Here is a 14752-nt window from a genome sequence, read left to right as displayed (position 1 = left end):
TACCCTAAAAGTTGAAGCACCCAGTTTTTAATAGTGTAGCATATTTTCCTTCGAAATCTGGAAAAATTGTTTGAAAACTGCTACACATTTTTCTGAAAAACGTGTTATACTAACACTGTGTTAACAAGTTCACTATGAAAGGATGAATTACTGTGTCAAAAACACGAAATCATCAAAAAGTTATTTTAGTCGGCGACGGTGCCGTTGGATCTAGTTATGCTTATGCAATGGCTCTCCAAGGTGTTGCTGAAGAGTTCGGAATCGTTGATGTTGTGAAAGAACGTACAGAGGGGGACGCTTTAGATTTAGCCGATGCAACTGCATTGTCTTATCCAAAGAGAATCTACTCAGCTGAATATTCAGATTGTAAGGATGCAGACTTAGTTGTTATTACAGCTGGTGCACCTCAAAAACCTGGCGAAACTCGTCTTGACTTGGTTAACAAGAATCTTAAAATTTTATCAAGTATTGTTAAACCAGTTGTAGAATCTGGTTTTGACGGTATCTTCCTTGTTGCTGCCAACCCTGTTGATATTTTAACATACGCAACTTGGAAATTCTCAGGTTTCCCGAAAGACAGAGTTATCGGTTCTGGTACATCATTAGATACTTCACGTCTCCGTGTTGCACTTGGAGAATTGATGAACGTCCGCGATCCTCGTTCGGTTCATGCTTATATCATGGGTGAACATGGTGATTCAGAATTTGCTGCATATTCTGCTGCAACTGTTGGTGGTCTTCCTGTTTTGGATTGGGCTAAAGAAAACAATGTTTCAAAAGAACAATTGGATAAGCTTGAAGACGATGTACGTAACAAAGCTTACACAATTATCAGCAAAAAAGGTGCAACTTTCTATGGTGTTGCAACTGCTTTAGCTCGTATTTCAAAAGCTATCTTACGTGATGAAGATGCTGTTTTACCAGTTTCTGCATATATGGAAGGTCAATACGGCTTAAACGACATCTATATTGGGACACCTGCTGTTGTTAATGGCAAGGGACTTGAAAAAATCCTCGAAGTACCTTTGAATGATGAAGAAAGCAAGAAGATGTCAGATTCTGCATCAACTTTGAAAAAAGTTCTTAATGACGGATTGAAAAATCTTGAAAAAAATGCTTAATTGATTTATCTGAATGCACTAAAGGCTGAGACGTTTATGTCTCAGCCTTTTTTATTCTATACAGTTAAGTCATTCAAGCGATTAACTGCTAATAAAAATAATTTATTAAGTTTGTTCTTTAGGATTAAATATCTCTTTTTTTATGATAAGATATATGAGAATCTTTTAATTAAATGGAGGATGCCAAATTGTTATTCAAAACACTTATCAAACAAAAAAAAGACCTAATAACTGTTCGCGAGGATATCACCTTGGAACAGGCATTAGTAGTGCTTGAAAAATCAGGCTATCGCTGCGTACCTATTTTGGATAAAACAGGCCAAATCTTTAGGGGAAACATCTACAAAATGCACATTTACCGGCATAAATCTCGCGGGGGTGATATGACTCTGCCTGTTACCTATCTTTTAAAAAATGCAACCAAGTTTATTACGTTAAATTCTGCGTTTTTTAATGTTTTTTTCTCAATTAAAGATCTTCCTTATATTACAGTGTTGGATGAACATAATTTTTTCTATGGGATTCTTACCCATTCTAGCTTACTGAATATGCTCTCACAATCATGGAATGTTGAATTTGGCAGTTACGTTCTGACGGTAGTTTCATCGGGAGAACGTGGAGACCTTGTTGACATGGCTAAAATAATAACTAAATATACTTCCATTGCAAGTTGTATTACACTTGATGTTGAGGCAACAGAGTTAGTTAGACGGAGTTTGTTCACACTTCCTGCTGACGTTAATGAGCAAAAACTCGAAAAAATAGTTGCTAACCTAGAACGCAAAAATTTTAAAGTCACTGAGATTGAGAATTTAAAAGCGTGACTAATTTAGAAGTATTCCATATTTAGAGCCTTTTATTCAAAAAGCAAAAAGACAAGCTTGAAAGTAACTCAAACTTGTCTTTTTGTTTTTCATTTATGTATACCTGCCAGCCCTAAGCTGACTTTCAAAGCATGGTTAATTTCATCCATTCCATGTTCATCAATATGTGTTACTTTATCTCTTAATCTTTGTTTATCGATCGTTCGCACTTGTTCAAGTAAAACAACGGAATCCTTCTCAATTCCGGTTTTAGATGCCAATAGACCTACATGTGTTGGCATTTTAGGTTTCTGAATCTTAGCTGTGATTGCTGCAACAATCACAGTCGGACTATACCGATTTCCAATGTTATTCTGAATAATCAAAACAGGCCGCATACCTCCCTGCTCTGATCCCACAACTGGTGATAAATCGGCATAAAAAATATCTCCTCGCTTAACATCTTCAGTTGTCATATAAAACCTCTATCTTTTCTTTTCAAACTCCGTTTCGCACTCGCATCCCACAAGTTCATCACATATCTTTTTATTTAACGGTCCCATTTCTTTATATCCAGCAATCAGTGCATCCAAAACCTGATGATGCTTTTCAACATACTCAGCAATCACTTTATCTTTTTCTAATTCCCGACGATCGATTGCATAGAAATCACAATAAAGAGCTATGCGTTCATTATTATCTACGATTAAATCATCCATTACATCTTCAAAATGATAAGTCATCTCTGGCAGCCTCCACAAGCTTATGCTAGTAATATATGATAGCACACTCTCTTCTAAAAAAGTATACTTAAATGTATTTTCGCTGAACTCTTTCCGAAATTCCGCATAAAATTTCATAATTAATTGTTTTTGCATATTTTGCTACATCCACAGCTGAAATTTTTTCGCCATGGTTTTCGCCAATCAGCGTAACTTCTGTTCCTACCTTAACCTGATAAGGAATCTTGACCATAATCTGATCCATGCATACTCTTCCAACAATTTCACAATACTGGCCCTCAATCAGAATTTTGAATCCTTGCATACACCTCGGCCAACCGTCTGCATAACCAATCGGAATTGTTGCTATCCATTCCGATCCTGCAGCCGTATAAGTTTTTCCATACCCGACAGAATCACCCTTATTGATTTTCTTTACTGCAGATACCTCACTGCTTAGAGTCAAAGCGGGCTTAAATCCATCTGGTAGTCTGAGCTCCTCTCCAGATGGATTTAAACCATACATTGTAATTCCAAACCGAATAACATTTCCTCCACACTCACGATGCCATAAAGCTGCTGCTGAATTAGAAACATGAACATAACGCGGCCTTTTTTTCACAACAGAAATCAAAGACTTAAAAGCGGCAATTTGTTTCTCATAATATTTTTCATCAGCTGAGTCGGCCGTTGCAAAATGTGTAAAGACACCTTCAAAGTTAAACTTGTCTTGATTATTATTAAGAAAGCTAAGTGCTTTTTCCAGATCTTTTTTGTTTCTGAATCCAATCCGCCCCATGCCTGTATCCAATGCTAAATGTATCCTTAATTTTTGATCAGTGTCTTTTAAATTGCTCAAAGCAGCTTGAAGATATGCTAAATCTCCAACCGCAACTGAAATTCTTTTTCTCGCCAAAAGGCCAGCTTGAGTTGCAGGAGTAACACCTAAAACTAGAATAGTTTCATCTAATCCGGCTGCACGTAACGCCAATGCTTCATCGATAATTGCAACACAAAAACCACTAACCCCAGCTTTTTGGGCAGCTTGGGCAACAGGAACAATTCCATGTCCATATGCATTAGCCTTCACAACCGCAAAAATTTTCTGACCTTGCATCATTCTTTTTCGTTCAGCCAAAATATTATTCTCAATTTTTTTTAGGTCAATAACAGCTTTTGTATTACGATGATTTCCCTCAACCATTATCAGCATCTTCTCTCATATCTGGTTTGTTTTGTATTCTAAAATTACTTCTGTCATTACTAACTCTGCTGTGTGCGAAATTGAAATATGACTAATTAAGTCACTTGCTGGTTGCATTGTTAATTTTGGTTTCCCTGTTATTTTATCATTCAATACTTCAATTTCGTGAAAACCAGCATGTTTTCCGATTCCTGTTCCTAAAGCCTTACTATATGATTCTTTAGCTGAAAAACGCCCTGCCAAAAATTCTAATTGTCGGCGATAGCTTAATTTTATGAAAACTTTCCGCTCACTAGGCGTCAATATCATATCAATAAAACTAGTGTGTGCTTTCCATGCTTTTTCTATTCTAGCTATATCAGTAATATCAATTCCTATTCCATAAATCACACTTAGACCCCCAAAAAATTTTCAAAAACAGGATTTAACTATGCGCTATACAGTCGTTCATGGCAGATACACACAGTAATTTTAACATACTTCAGCCCATTAAAAAAGAAGCTGAATCTTGGAAATTTCAACTTCTTCTTTGTTTTTTAACTGCTGACAGTTAATTTTAAATGCTATTTAATTGGCAACAATATTCAAAAATTATACTTAGTCCGTTAAAATATCTATCTAATCATTTTTGGAACGAATAGTATATTTGCGTTTGCTTTTTTGGCGTCGATTAAATTTATCTCTGTTTTTGTCTTTTTTTCCCTTATGGTTGCCACTGTCTTTGTGCGAATAACTCTTCTTGTTGTAATGTCCTCCGCCTCGATTGAAATGTTTTGACTTTCTGCGCGGTAATGGACGCTCAGGTGTTATTTTCACAGGAACCTCATTAGCTGCATCTTTAGTCATTTCGTTCAAAAGAGCAGAAACAAGATCAACTGCCTCATATTCTTTTAATAATTCTTCAGCCTTTTCAACAAACATTGTTGTATCAGTCTTTTTAACTAACTCCCCAATATTATCAACAGCTGATGAAATTTGCCCAATAAATGCTTCACGTTCTGTAGGTGGCTTAAGCGCGCTCATCCGTTTCTTTGTCAGCTTCTCAATTACACGAAGATAATCCATTTCATTTGGTGTCACAAAAGTAACTGAAACACCGTGATGTCCAGCACGTCCCGTACGTCCGATACGATGAACATAACTTTCTGGATCTTGCGGTATATCGTAGTTATACACATGAGTAACACCAGAAATATCCAGACCACGTGCAGCAACATCCGTGGCAACCAGGATATCAAGTTTTCCAGCTTTAAACTGTTTCAGAATGCTCATTCTTCGTTGCTGGGACAAGTCGCCGTGGATTCCCTTAGCATTATATCCACGAGCTTCTAATCCCTTAGACAGTTCGTCAACGCGTCGTTTCGTTCTACCAAAAACAATGGTCAATTCTGGAGCTTGAACATCAAGAATACGCGTCATTGTGTCAAATTTCTCAAAATCACGTGCGCGAACATAAAATTGATCCACCAAATCTGTGGTTAATTCCTTTGACTTAATTTTTACAATTTTAGGATCAGTCATGAACTTCTCGCCAATTTTTAAAATTGCTGGCGGCATAGTTGCTGAAAAAAGCAATGTTTGGCGTTTAGCTGGAGTTTCACGGATAATATTTTCGATGTCCTCAACAAAACCCATGTCCAACATTTCATCTGCTTCATCCAAAATAACCGTCTTAACATTTTTCAAATCAACTGTTCGACGACGAATATGATCGAGTAAACGCCCTGGGGTTCCCACGAGAACCTGAGGTGTACGCTTTAAAGCATTAATTTGCCGACGAATATCAGCTCCACCGTAAACTACTTGAACTTTAGCCCTTTGATCTTTTCCAAGTCTGAATAATTCTTCTTGCGTTTGAATAGCAAGTTCGCGTGTAGGTGAAACAATAACAGCTTGAATTGCATTTTCTTTTGTATCAATATGCTGTAAAACTGGTAATCCGAATGCAGCGGTTTTACCAGTACCAGTTTGTGCCTGACCTATAACATCGTAGCCCTTTAAAACCAACGGAATTGTCTCGGCCTGGATTGGTGTAGCTTCCTCAAAACCGCTGCGCTTTATTGCTTTCAGTAAATTATCCGAAAGATCTAGTTCTGTAAATTTCAAAAAAAAATTCCTCCTAATATAGTATCTATGATCAACAAAAAACTATTTTCTTAATGCTTCTAAAACTTTTTCCAAATGAATCCCATGGCTCCCTTTAAGCATGACAATATCATCCGCAACAATGCTTTTTCTCAATGTTTGAATCAATTCATCTTTATCATTTGCTGAATATAAATGAACTCTTGCAGGTGAAAACTTATCTGTCAAACTTTCGGCTAATGCTGCAACTTTTTTACCACATAGAAAAACTTCAGCTACCTGATCTGGATTCAAAACGCTAGCTAGTTCTGCATGCATTTGGTTCGATAAATCCCCTAGTTCCAGCATGTCTCCTAAAACAACGAACCGTCTGCCATTTGTCTTGACCCTAGAGAAAGCACGGAGAACCATTTTTGCCGCAGTTGGATTTGAATTATAGACATCACTCAGTATCTTTTCACCTTGGTCTCCTTGAATCCATTGCGTACGATTCTTAGTTAAGTCGAAGTTTGAGAGTGCTTCAACCATTTTTTCGACTGGAATTCTAAAATGATCTCCGACACTTAAAGCAGCTAACGCATTACCAACATTGTAAGTTCCCAATATATGGATCACAAAATTGTATTCTGGCCAATTTTCCACGCGAAAGCTAGTACTGTGTTCGTCACCTACAACATTCAATGCTTGGATGTCATTTTCTTTTTCGCTCCCAAATGAATATTTTGCCTGTTCAATCATCTTCGCACGTTGCCTTAGTAAAGGTTCATCACCATTATAGATCAATACTCCGTCTTCTTTAAGACCATGCGTAATTTCCATCTTGGCATCTGCTATTTTATCTCTTGTTCCGAAGAATTCGATATGTGCTTCGCCAATCATTGTAATTACAGCAATATCAGGTTCAACAAGCCGACTCAACTTATCAAGCTCGCCAAAGTGATCCATTCCCATTTCAACGACAAGAGCCTCAGTATTGGGTTCCATTCCCAAAATTGTCATCGGCACACCGATATGATTATTAAAATTTGCATGGGTTTTTTGTACATTAAACTGTGTTTTTAAAATTGCTGCAATCATATCTTTAGTTGTAGTTTTACCATTACTACCCGTCACAGCAACAACTTTTGGATTTATTTTATGAAGATAATAACCAGCTAAATCCTGCAATGCTTGCAAGCAGTTTTTGACATTCAGTGTCGGGAAAGATGCATTTTCATCTGCTTCCTTATCATGATCATCCTGCCATAAAGTCGCCACGGCTCCATTTTCAATCGCCTTTTGGATATAATCATGCCCATCATGTTCACCTACTAATGGGATAAATAATGCCCCTTGCCTTAACGTTCTTGTATCAAACGAAACACTTGTGACAATAATTTGTTCCCACTCATCTATTGACTGCACTTGCAGTGCTTTCGCAATCTCTGCTAATCGCATCTTCATGTGACTATCTTCCTTTCTTCACATCAGCGAAAAACAATAATATGTGAAATTTAAATTTTTTAAAATTTCAAAACACCGTTCAGGCATTTACTCGCTTATCATCTTGATCATGAATATCCTTCATGACTTCACCGATATTTAATCCCTTGTTATTGTATCACAAAATAGCATAATACTTTAAAACAAAATAAATAAGAGATAGTATACTATATCATGACCCAAGCCGCCAGCTTCTATTTTGCCGACAAACATCACTTTATGCCATAAATATAACCCTATCCCATATCTTTTAGCATTAACAGAAAATAAGCACTAAAAATCAAAGGTATCCTCAAAAGCCTCTGGAGTGATTACCTCAAGCTCCCATTTTCTGGTATTTAAATGGTATTTCAAGTTACCAACAATTTTAGACTTTTCAATTAACATTGTCGGTTCATGCCACTTTAACTGATAAACAGAATCAGGCGCTGTCAGAACTGGAATAGTAGCCTCTTGCCCTCTGATCCTTGAACTTCCAAAATCAAAAACAACTCCGTTAGCCATTAAAGTAAACATTTTTTTTGCAATATTAGTTGGAAAATCAATAAACTTGTAGCGCAATCTTAAAAAGCTTTTCTTCTCCCTGTACACTTCAGCCAAGTGACTAGTTAGACACTTAGCCAAAACTTTATAAAACTGGGTAAGATAACGATAATATACTTTTTTAGCGCCGTTAGGCAAGGTAAGATAAACATAATTATTCTGCAGTTTGTAATAAAAGGGCGACTTTAGATGCGTATAGGCATGCCCTAAATAGAGCAATTCAGAAACCTCGACAGGCGTTAACACTTCAATATCGTATGCGTTATCAAAATCGATCCATTCCTGATTTTTGTTCTGCTTACTGGTCAGATATTTACGAACTTCGTCTATTCCAATATACATATTAAAACCTGAATAAATATCGATTTCTTGATTAGTATCAACAGGACCTAAGGATAACAGATTGCTAGGCAATACTTCTACACCTGCCATAAAATCCTTAACTGAAATACCATATGATAAAGTAAGATGAGAAACTCTTTCGAGGTATACATACACAATATTGTCTCGCATTTATTTTTCCTCTATTCTACAAAAAATAATTACATTCTTTGCAACCTAGCAATTCTTTCAGAAGTGGGCGGATGCGTGTCGAAAAGATGCGTCCAAGAACCCTTCTTGAAAGGATTAGCGATATATAAAGACGAACTGCTTGAATCAGCTGATGTCATGGGCTCGCTTCGCGTAATTTTTTCAAGTGCACTAATTAAGCCTTGGGGATTACGTGTTAACTCCACTCCAGAAGCATCCGCTAAAAACTCTCGATTTCGCGACAAAGCCATTTGCGCCAATGAAGCTGCAATCGGGCCAAGAATCAGCATTAGAATGGACAAAACTAACATAATGATATTAGCGCCATTTCCCCCTTCATTATCGCGTCGTCTTCCTCCACCCCACCAAAACGAATTAAATCCAATATTGACAAGCATAGAGATCACAGAAACTAACGCAAGTGCCGTCGTTTGCAATCTGATATCATAATTGCGGACATGCGATATTTCATGGGCAATAACTCCTTCTAACTCTTCCCGGTTAAGCCGCGACATCAATCCTTTTGTGACAGCAACTGCTGAATGTTCTGGATCGCGCCCCGTAGCAAAAGCATTGGGACTAGCGTCATCAATAATAAAAACACGTGGCATTGGTACCTTCCCGACTAGAGCCATATCTTCAATAATGTGCCATAGTTCAGGATAACTATCTGAAGACTTGACCTCACGTGCATTATTCATTCCCATTACAACATCAGTCGAGCGCGATAGCATCGCTATCATATAAAAAAAGCCAATGACAGTTGCCATAACAACTCCAGCGATATAACTATTGAAAAAAACATACCCCAGTGATGCTCCGATAGCAACTACCAACAAGAAAAAAGCAAACATGACGTAAATCGTCCGCCGTTTGTTTCTTGCTATCTGTTGAAATAACATTCTTCACGCCTCCAACGGAAAAAATTTAACTAAAAGGAAACTTTTGGTGCTTCTTTTTCTTCTGCAGGAACTTCGAGGTAATTAACTTTCAACATTCCATGTATTTTAGCAATGAAATTTGATGGGAATGTCATTAACTTTTGATTATAGCTAGCTGCACTCGAATTAAATAATTGACGTGAATATGCAATCTTGTTTTCAGTGTTAGTCAGTTCTTCCATCAATTTTGTAAATTCTTGATTTGCCTTTAAATCAGGATAGCTTTCAGCTAATGCAAAAATAGACTTTAATGCACCAGTTAACTGGTTAGATACTTCCATTTTTTGTTGATGATCATCACTTGGCACCTGAGTCATTTGATTGCGTAATTCTATTACTTTTGCAAATGTCTCTTTTTCATGAGCAGCATATCCCTTAGTAGTTTCAACTAAATTAGGAATCAAGTCATTACGACGTTTGAGCTGAACATCTATTTGACTCCACGATTCTTCAGTATATACCTTGGCTGTTTGCAAACCGTTGTATACAGCAGCGTACCCCAGCCCTAAAACAACTAATATTACTATCAATATAATCCAGACCATTCTTTGACCTCCGTCAGCAATTCACTTCTAAAAGAGCAAATTGCTTCAATTTTAAAAAACATCATCAACTATCAAAATATAATAAAAATTGGACAACGCTATTTCCAATAGTTCATCTTTGTTCTAATGATAACAAATTAATTAACCTTAATAAAGCTGTGACACTCATGATTTTAAATTTAATTAAACCATTTTAATTATAAACTAAGTAAAAAAGAAGCCAAAGCAATAAATTGCTTTGGCTTCTATATACAGTACCCAGTTAAAGCTGGATAAACCATGTACATTCCACAATATACATTGGTAGGCACTCTAGAATACGCTAGAATATGTGTCCTGCATCGAAAAGTAAACCACTTGCCGCCGCAGCGAAATGATGAACTAGTTCATCATCTGGTCTTTTCTCGACTCATCGCATAAGAATAATACTACTCTTTTTTTTATAATATAGCAACTCTAAAATTAAATTAATTTTTTATCCATTCTATGATGTGGAATGCCGGCATCCATAAATCCTTTTCCCTTCACAACATAACCTAAAGCGCGGTAAAAAGCCTGTACTTGGTCCTGAGCACCAAGTGTTAAATAGGCAGTATTTTCTAGTTTTGCATCTGACTCAATCCTTTGCAGCAACTTCTTTGCAAATCCTCGATGGCGGTACTCTTTTAAAGTCGCTACTCTCTGAATATGCCAAACACCATCTTGCTCACGCAAGACCCTCGCTGTTGCAACACGAGCTCCTTCCTCATATACGACGTAATATTGTGCAGATTCCTCATTGTCCAATTCAAGTTCAACCGGCACCTTCTGTTCTTCTACAAAAACAATCTTCCTTATGTAGAGTGCATCACGATAAACATCTGAACTTAAATCTGTTGTTGTTTTTATTCTAAACATTCAGATCACTCCTTTTAAATGGTAGTTGAGACTCGTATACTTATATCTAGAAGTCAAAAACTCTGACTTGCGAGGTAATCAAAATGACAAAACATATGACAGACAAGTACCATAACTACTCTTCGTTTTACTTTATCCTAAAGACACTTATCTCAGTTGTTTTTTGGATGTTTACACTAATTATATTTTCAAATACTACAACAACTGACAATAATGTTCGTTTTACACCGATAATTCCCACTATTTACATACATGGGTATGGAGGTGTCTTCAATTCAACAGAACACATGATCCAGGCTGCTGAAAAATCCGGTGCAGCTAAAAAAACTCTGATCGCCCGTGTAGCAGCAGATGGAAAAGTTTCATATAGTGGTACTTGGGATTTTACACAAAAAAATCCAATCATTCAAGTTCTCTTTGAGAATAACACTGCTGAAATACCTGCTGAAGCTAAATGGCTGAATACCATAGTTGAGCACCTTAAGTCAGCCTATGCAATTTCTGAATTCAATCTTGTCTCACATTCAATGGGCGGACCTGTAACACTCTATTGGGCCTTGCATGAACGGACTTCCAGTTCACCGACTTTAAAAAAATTCGTTCCTATTGCAGGTCCATTTGATGGTGTTATATATATTGATGATTCCCCTAATACAAACTCACTTGCTAGTAATGGAAAACCTAAAATTCAAGATGATGCCTACCGCCGATATTATCAATATCGCATGCGCTTTCCTTCAGAAACACATATCCTGAACATCTATGGAAATCTAGAAGATGGAACCAACTCTGATAGTCTAGTAACCAATGTTTCAGCACAGTCTTTAGCATATCTTCTAAAAAAACATGTAGCGTCTTACCAAGAACTAATGATTAAAGGGGCCTCTGCCCAGCACTCACAGCTGCATAACAATTCAGAAGTTAATCGAGCAGTTATTAAATTTTTATGGAATCGTTAGTTTAGTCGTTTGCTTTAATTTGAATTTTTTTCAATTTGGACTACAATTGAGTTGTAGAAGAAATTTTACCTTAATGTGGAATTCAAAGAAAAGAGGCGATGACGATGTCAAAAAAGTTAAGTAAGGAAGAACGTAAAGCAATGGCACGCAAAGCTTTGGAAGATCGCGCTAAACAACCTAAAAAGGCTAATGGGTCTGGCTTTGCTAAGCTTGATGCCGACGCTAAGGGTTTAAGCGACTAGATCAAATACAAAAACAAGTTACAGCTTTTGTAGTACACGCTAACTTTTTCGCGTTTTCTGCCACTTTTATCAGATAAGCCTAAGAATTAGAGTAGCCAGTGTAAAAACTGGCTGCTCTATTTTTTCTATAAATTGTATATTGCAGCTATCTGATTTTTCAGTAAAATTCTCTATACGAAACATCCTTTAAGAGCAATAAACAAATTATATTAAATTTCTTTTGAAAGCTACCAGATTTGTTGAATTGTCTAAAATATCGAAATAAATAGTTTGAAAGCACCCGCAAAATTCAGTACGTGCAAGTGTGCTTCTGAAAATTTTAGCAACCATATATGGGTCATTGCCAAATACTCCGCACCCAAATGCCCCAAGAATTAAAATACGATCCCCAGCTAATTTGAACTGTCGTAAAATCTGCAAAATTTTTTTTGCAAGGTTGTCGTATACGTTATGCTGGTCAATAACAAGTTGAGCCTCTTTCATTGCCGTAACGTTTGGAGCAGCAATACTCAAAATATCAACATGCCTTTCCCCTTTTAAAAAATTTTTTTCAGTCTCATCATGCAAGATTTTAATATGACTTGCAAAAATCATTTTAGCACTGTAGCAATAATGATGTGGAAATCGCTTATTTTCTAAATAATAACTGCTGCGATATTTCAGTAGCTCAGGATATAAAAAGCTGTTTCGGCAAAGTGTTTGCTCCTGAGCATTTACTCCTTCTAAAAACCTTCCGCCAGGAATTGTTGGACTTGCAAAATTTAAAACACCGACCCTTTGCTCGTGACCAGTAGCTTTTTTTATTCTATATAGGATATTTTCATCAAGTACTTTAATCTCAGCTCCACCATTACCAAGAGGCGGTGTTTCGCTTAACATGTTCTCAATCAGTTCCGATTTTTGGTCGATTTTATCCATCTCTATCTGATACAAGTTCATAGTATGATGACCAATTTCCTGTAATATTTTTTTCTGTGTATTATCCAAGTTAGAATGCCTACTTTCTTCAGCAAATATTTTCACCTAATTTTCCTACAATTTTTCAGAGAAAGTTCAATTCGGCTAGTATAATTCTTTTGTACCAAAATCCTGTGTTCATCTCAATCTTAGCAAGTTCGATTACTCTTGTATAGCTTTTTAGCGAAAGAGCTGCCAGCTTCTATGAACGTCTATGTGTTCAGAATTGTTTACATTAAAAAAAGGCCGCTCAAAAAAATTGAACACGCAGCCTCTTAATTTATTTATTTAAACGATTTATCCAGATAGAAATTTTAAATTCTTGAAAATCAAAAAAGCTTTCTCACGTTTCCTTAGTTGATTTACTAGATATTCAAAATCCACAGAAATACTAAGAAAACAAAAAACAGAAGATACATAATTGGATGAACTTCTTTGCCCTTTTTAGCAGCAATCATTGTGATAGGGTAAGCAATGATCCCTAAAGCCAAACCATCAGAGATACTGTACGTCAAAGGCATTCCAAGTAAAATCAAGAAAGAAGGAATCGCAATTTCCATTTTTTCCCATTCAATGTATTTCATGCTTTGTGCCATCAAAACACCAACAATTATCAGTGCGGGTGCCGTTACTTGAGTAGATACAACGGATAATAGCGGCGAGAAAAACATACCAAGAATAAACAAAATTCCAGTTATAACAGACGTCAATCCAGAACGTCCACCAACGGCAATGCCAGCTGAGGATTCAACATATGCACCAACAGGGGAAGTTCCCAGCAGAGAGCCTGCGAGCATCGCAGTTGAATCAGAAAGCAGAGCTTTACCAACACGAGGCATTTTGTTATCTTTCATAAAACCTGCTTGTTGTGCTAAACCAACTAAAGTTCCCGCAGTGTCAAAAAATGTCACTAGCAAGAAAGTCAATACGACTACGAATAATTGCATTGTGTTGATATCACCCACATGTTTCAACGCAACTAAAAAAGTTGGTTTCAAACTTGGAGCACTCGAAATAAAAGCCGTGGGCAACTTGATCATACCTGTTATAATTCCCAAAACAGAAGTTGCAACCATACCAATAAAAATCCCACCTGGAACACGTCTTACTAACAAGACAGCTGTAACAACCAATCCAAAAATAGTTAACCATGTAGTCCCTGCAAAATGACCAAGGGAAACGATAGTTGACTTATCAGCCACAATTATGCCGCCATCTTCCAAACCGATAAAAGCGATGAAAAGGCCGATTCCAGCTGAAATTGCATACTTTAAATTTGAAGGTATGGCATCAATGATCAATTCACGCAGCTTAAAAATAGTAATAATCAAAAAAATAACTGATGCGACAAATACCCCAGCCAAAGCTGTCTGCCATGGGATCTTCATACCAATACATACAGAATAAGTGAAAAAAGCATTGATTCCTAAAGCTGGAGCGGTTGCAATTGGATATTTAGCAAAAAGACCCATGAGGAAACAACCAAGTGCACTTGCTAAGGCAGTCGCAGTAAATACGGCCCCTTTATCCATTCCAGAAGCTCCCAAAACGCTAGGATTCACAAAAAGAATATATGCCATGGAAATAAAGGTTGTAAAACCCGCCAAAATTTCTCTTTGTACAGTAGAACCCAATTTATCTATCTCAAAATATGATACCAACTTCTCTTTCAAAGTTATATCTCCCTTTTTACCGAACATTAAAGCTCGTATATTTGATA

Annotated in this window: 16 protein-coding genes; 4 read left to right on the top strand and 12 right to left on the bottom strand. The window is 36.8% G+C overall.

Features of this window, described 5'->3' with window-relative positions; translation table 11 throughout:
* Positions 1–152 precede the first annotated feature (152 nt).
* Both FC19_RS05820 and cbpA read left to right on the top strand, forming a co-directional pair.
* Complete coding sequence (locus FC19_RS05820; RefSeq protein ID WP_057876054.1) at positions 153–1121, top strand: L-lactate dehydrogenase; 969 nt, start codon at positions 153–155, stop codon at positions 1119–1121.
* Between the two features lie 188 nt (positions 1122–1309).
* Complete coding sequence (gene cbpA, locus FC19_RS05815; protein ID WP_057876053.1) at positions 1310–1945, top strand: cyclic di-AMP binding protein CbpA; 636 nt, start codon at positions 1310–1312, stop codon at positions 1943–1945.
* An 89-nt stretch (positions 1946–2034) separates the two neighbouring features.
* Here cbpA and FC19_RS05810 read toward each other — a convergent pair whose 3' ends face one another.
* The 10 genes from FC19_RS05810 to FC19_RS05765 form a co-directional block, all read right to left on the bottom strand.
* Positions 2035–2400 (bottom strand): type II toxin-antitoxin system PemK/MazF family toxin, encoded by a 366-nt coding sequence (locus FC19_RS05810; RefSeq protein WP_057876052.1) that lies wholly within the window; start codon positions 2398–2400, stop codon positions 2035–2037.
* A 9-nt stretch (positions 2401–2409) separates the two neighbouring features.
* Positions 2410–2667 carry a hypothetical protein gene (locus FC19_RS05805; protein WP_057876051.1) on the bottom strand — a complete coding sequence of 86 codons (258 nt, stop codon included), beginning with the start codon at positions 2665–2667 and terminating at the stop codon, positions 2410–2412.
* A 67-nt stretch (positions 2668–2734) separates the two neighbouring features.
* The gene (gene alr, locus FC19_RS05800) at positions 2735–3850 is read right to left on the bottom strand and encodes an alanine racemase (RefSeq protein WP_057876050.1); all 1116 of its coding nucleotides are present in this window, start codon (positions 3848–3850) and stop codon (positions 2735–2737) included.
* 15 nt (positions 3851–3865) lie between these two features.
* Positions 3866–4240 (bottom strand): holo-ACP synthase, encoded by a 375-nt coding sequence (gene acpS / locus FC19_RS05795; protein WP_057876049.1) that lies wholly within the window; start codon positions 4238–4240, stop codon positions 3866–3868.
* Between the two features lie 228 nt (positions 4241–4468).
* Positions 4469–5956 carry a degradosome RNA helicase CshA gene (cshA, locus tag FC19_RS05790; protein WP_057876048.1) on the bottom strand — a complete coding sequence of 496 codons (1488 nt, stop codon included), beginning with the start codon at positions 5954–5956 and terminating at the stop codon, positions 4469–4471.
* 42 nt (positions 5957–5998) lie between these two features.
* The gene (locus FC19_RS05785; protein ID WP_057876047.1) at positions 5999–7378 is read right to left on the bottom strand and encodes a UDP-N-acetylmuramoyl-tripeptide--D-alanyl-D-alanine ligase; all 1380 of its coding nucleotides are present in this window, start codon (positions 7376–7378) and stop codon (positions 5999–6001) included.
* A 312-nt stretch (positions 7379–7690) separates the two neighbouring features.
* Entirely contained in the window at positions 7691–8473 is a 783-nt protein-coding gene (locus FC19_RS05780; protein WP_057876046.1) for a hypothetical protein, read from the bottom strand.
* Positions 8474–8502: 29 nt separating this feature from the next.
* Complete coding sequence (gene htpX, locus FC19_RS05775; protein WP_057876045.1) at positions 8503–9393, bottom strand: zinc metalloprotease HtpX; 891 nt, start codon at positions 9391–9393, stop codon at positions 8503–8505.
* 29 nt (positions 9394–9422) lie between these two features.
* Positions 9423–9977, bottom strand: coding sequence for a LemA family protein (locus FC19_RS05770; protein WP_057876044.1), 555 nt, complete (start codon positions 9975–9977; stop codon positions 9423–9425).
* A gap of 462 nt (positions 9978–10439) precedes the next feature.
* A complete protein-coding gene (locus FC19_RS05765; RefSeq protein WP_057876043.1) occupies positions 10440–10874 on the bottom strand; it encodes a GNAT family N-acetyltransferase in 435 nt (144 codons plus the stop codon).
* A gap of 83 nt (positions 10875–10957) precedes the next feature.
* Between FC19_RS05765 and FC19_RS05760 the strand changes: the two genes are divergently transcribed.
* The gene (locus tag FC19_RS05760) at positions 10958–11833 is read left to right on the top strand and encodes an alpha/beta hydrolase (RefSeq protein ID WP_057876042.1); all 876 of its coding nucleotides are present in this window, start codon (positions 10958–10960) and stop codon (positions 11831–11833) included.
* Positions 11834–11937: 104 nt separating this feature from the next.
* Positions 11938–12075 carry a hypothetical protein gene (locus FC19_RS11625; RefSeq protein WP_169790475.1) on the top strand — a complete coding sequence of 46 codons (138 nt, stop codon included), beginning with the start codon at positions 11938–11940 and terminating at the stop codon, positions 12073–12075.
* Positions 12076–12279: 204 nt separating this feature from the next.
* Here the strand turns inward: FC19_RS11625 and FC19_RS05755 are convergent, their stop codons facing one another.
* A complete protein-coding gene (locus tag FC19_RS05755) occupies positions 12280–13062 on the bottom strand; it encodes a TIGR02452 family protein (RefSeq protein ID WP_235809323.1) in 783 nt (260 codons plus the stop codon).
* 335 nt (positions 13063–13397) lie between these two features.
* Positions 13398–14705 carry an NCS2 family permease gene (locus FC19_RS05750; RefSeq protein WP_057876041.1) on the bottom strand — a complete coding sequence of 436 codons (1308 nt, stop codon included), beginning with the start codon at positions 14703–14705 and terminating at the stop codon, positions 13398–13400.
* Between the last annotated feature and the right edge of the window lie 47 nt (positions 14706–14752).

Source organism: Liquorilactobacillus aquaticus DSM 21051, from assembly GCF_001436755.1.
Taxonomy (GTDB): Bacteria; Bacillota; Bacilli; order Lactobacillales; family Lactobacillaceae; genus Liquorilactobacillus; species Liquorilactobacillus aquaticus.
Note: the sequence above shows the minus strand (reverse complement) of the source record. Positions and strands in the feature narration are given on the sequence as shown.

Coding starts and splice junctions, on each gene's coding strand:
- FC19_RS05810 (WP_057876052.1), bottom strand. CDS start 2,400: ATGACAACTGAAGATGTTAAGCGAGGAGATATTTTTTATGCCGATTTA.
- FC19_RS05805 (WP_057876051.1), bottom strand. CDS start 2,667: ATGACTTATCATTTTGAAGATGTAATGGATGATTTAATCGTAGATAAT.
- alr (WP_057876050.1), bottom strand. CDS start 3,850: ATGGTTGAGGGAAATCATCGTAATACAAAAGCTGTTATTGACCTAAAA.
- FC19_RS05785 (WP_057876047.1), bottom strand. CDS start 7,378: ATGAAGATGCGATTAGCAGAGATTGCGAAAGCACTGCAAGTGCAGTCA.
- FC19_RS05780 (WP_057876046.1), bottom strand. CDS start 8,473: ATGCGAGACAATATTGTGTATGTATACCTCGAAAGAGTTTCTCATCTT.
- htpX (WP_057876045.1), bottom strand. CDS start 9,393: ATGTTATTTCAACAGATAGCAAGAAACAAACGGCGGACGATTTACGTC.
- FC19_RS05770 (WP_057876044.1), bottom strand. CDS start 9,977: ATGGTCTGGATTATATTGATAGTAATATTAGTTGTTTTAGGGCTGGGG.
- FC19_RS05765 (WP_057876043.1), bottom strand. CDS start 10,874: ATGTTTAGAATAAAAACAACAACAGATTTAAGTTCAGATGTTTATCGT.
- FC19_RS05760 (WP_057876042.1), top strand. CDS start 10,958: ATGACAAAACATATGACAGACAAGTACCATAACTACTCTTCGTTTTAC.
- FC19_RS11625 (WP_169790475.1), top strand. CDS start 11,938: ATGTCAAAAAAGTTAAGTAAGGAAGAACGTAAAGCAATGGCACGCAAA.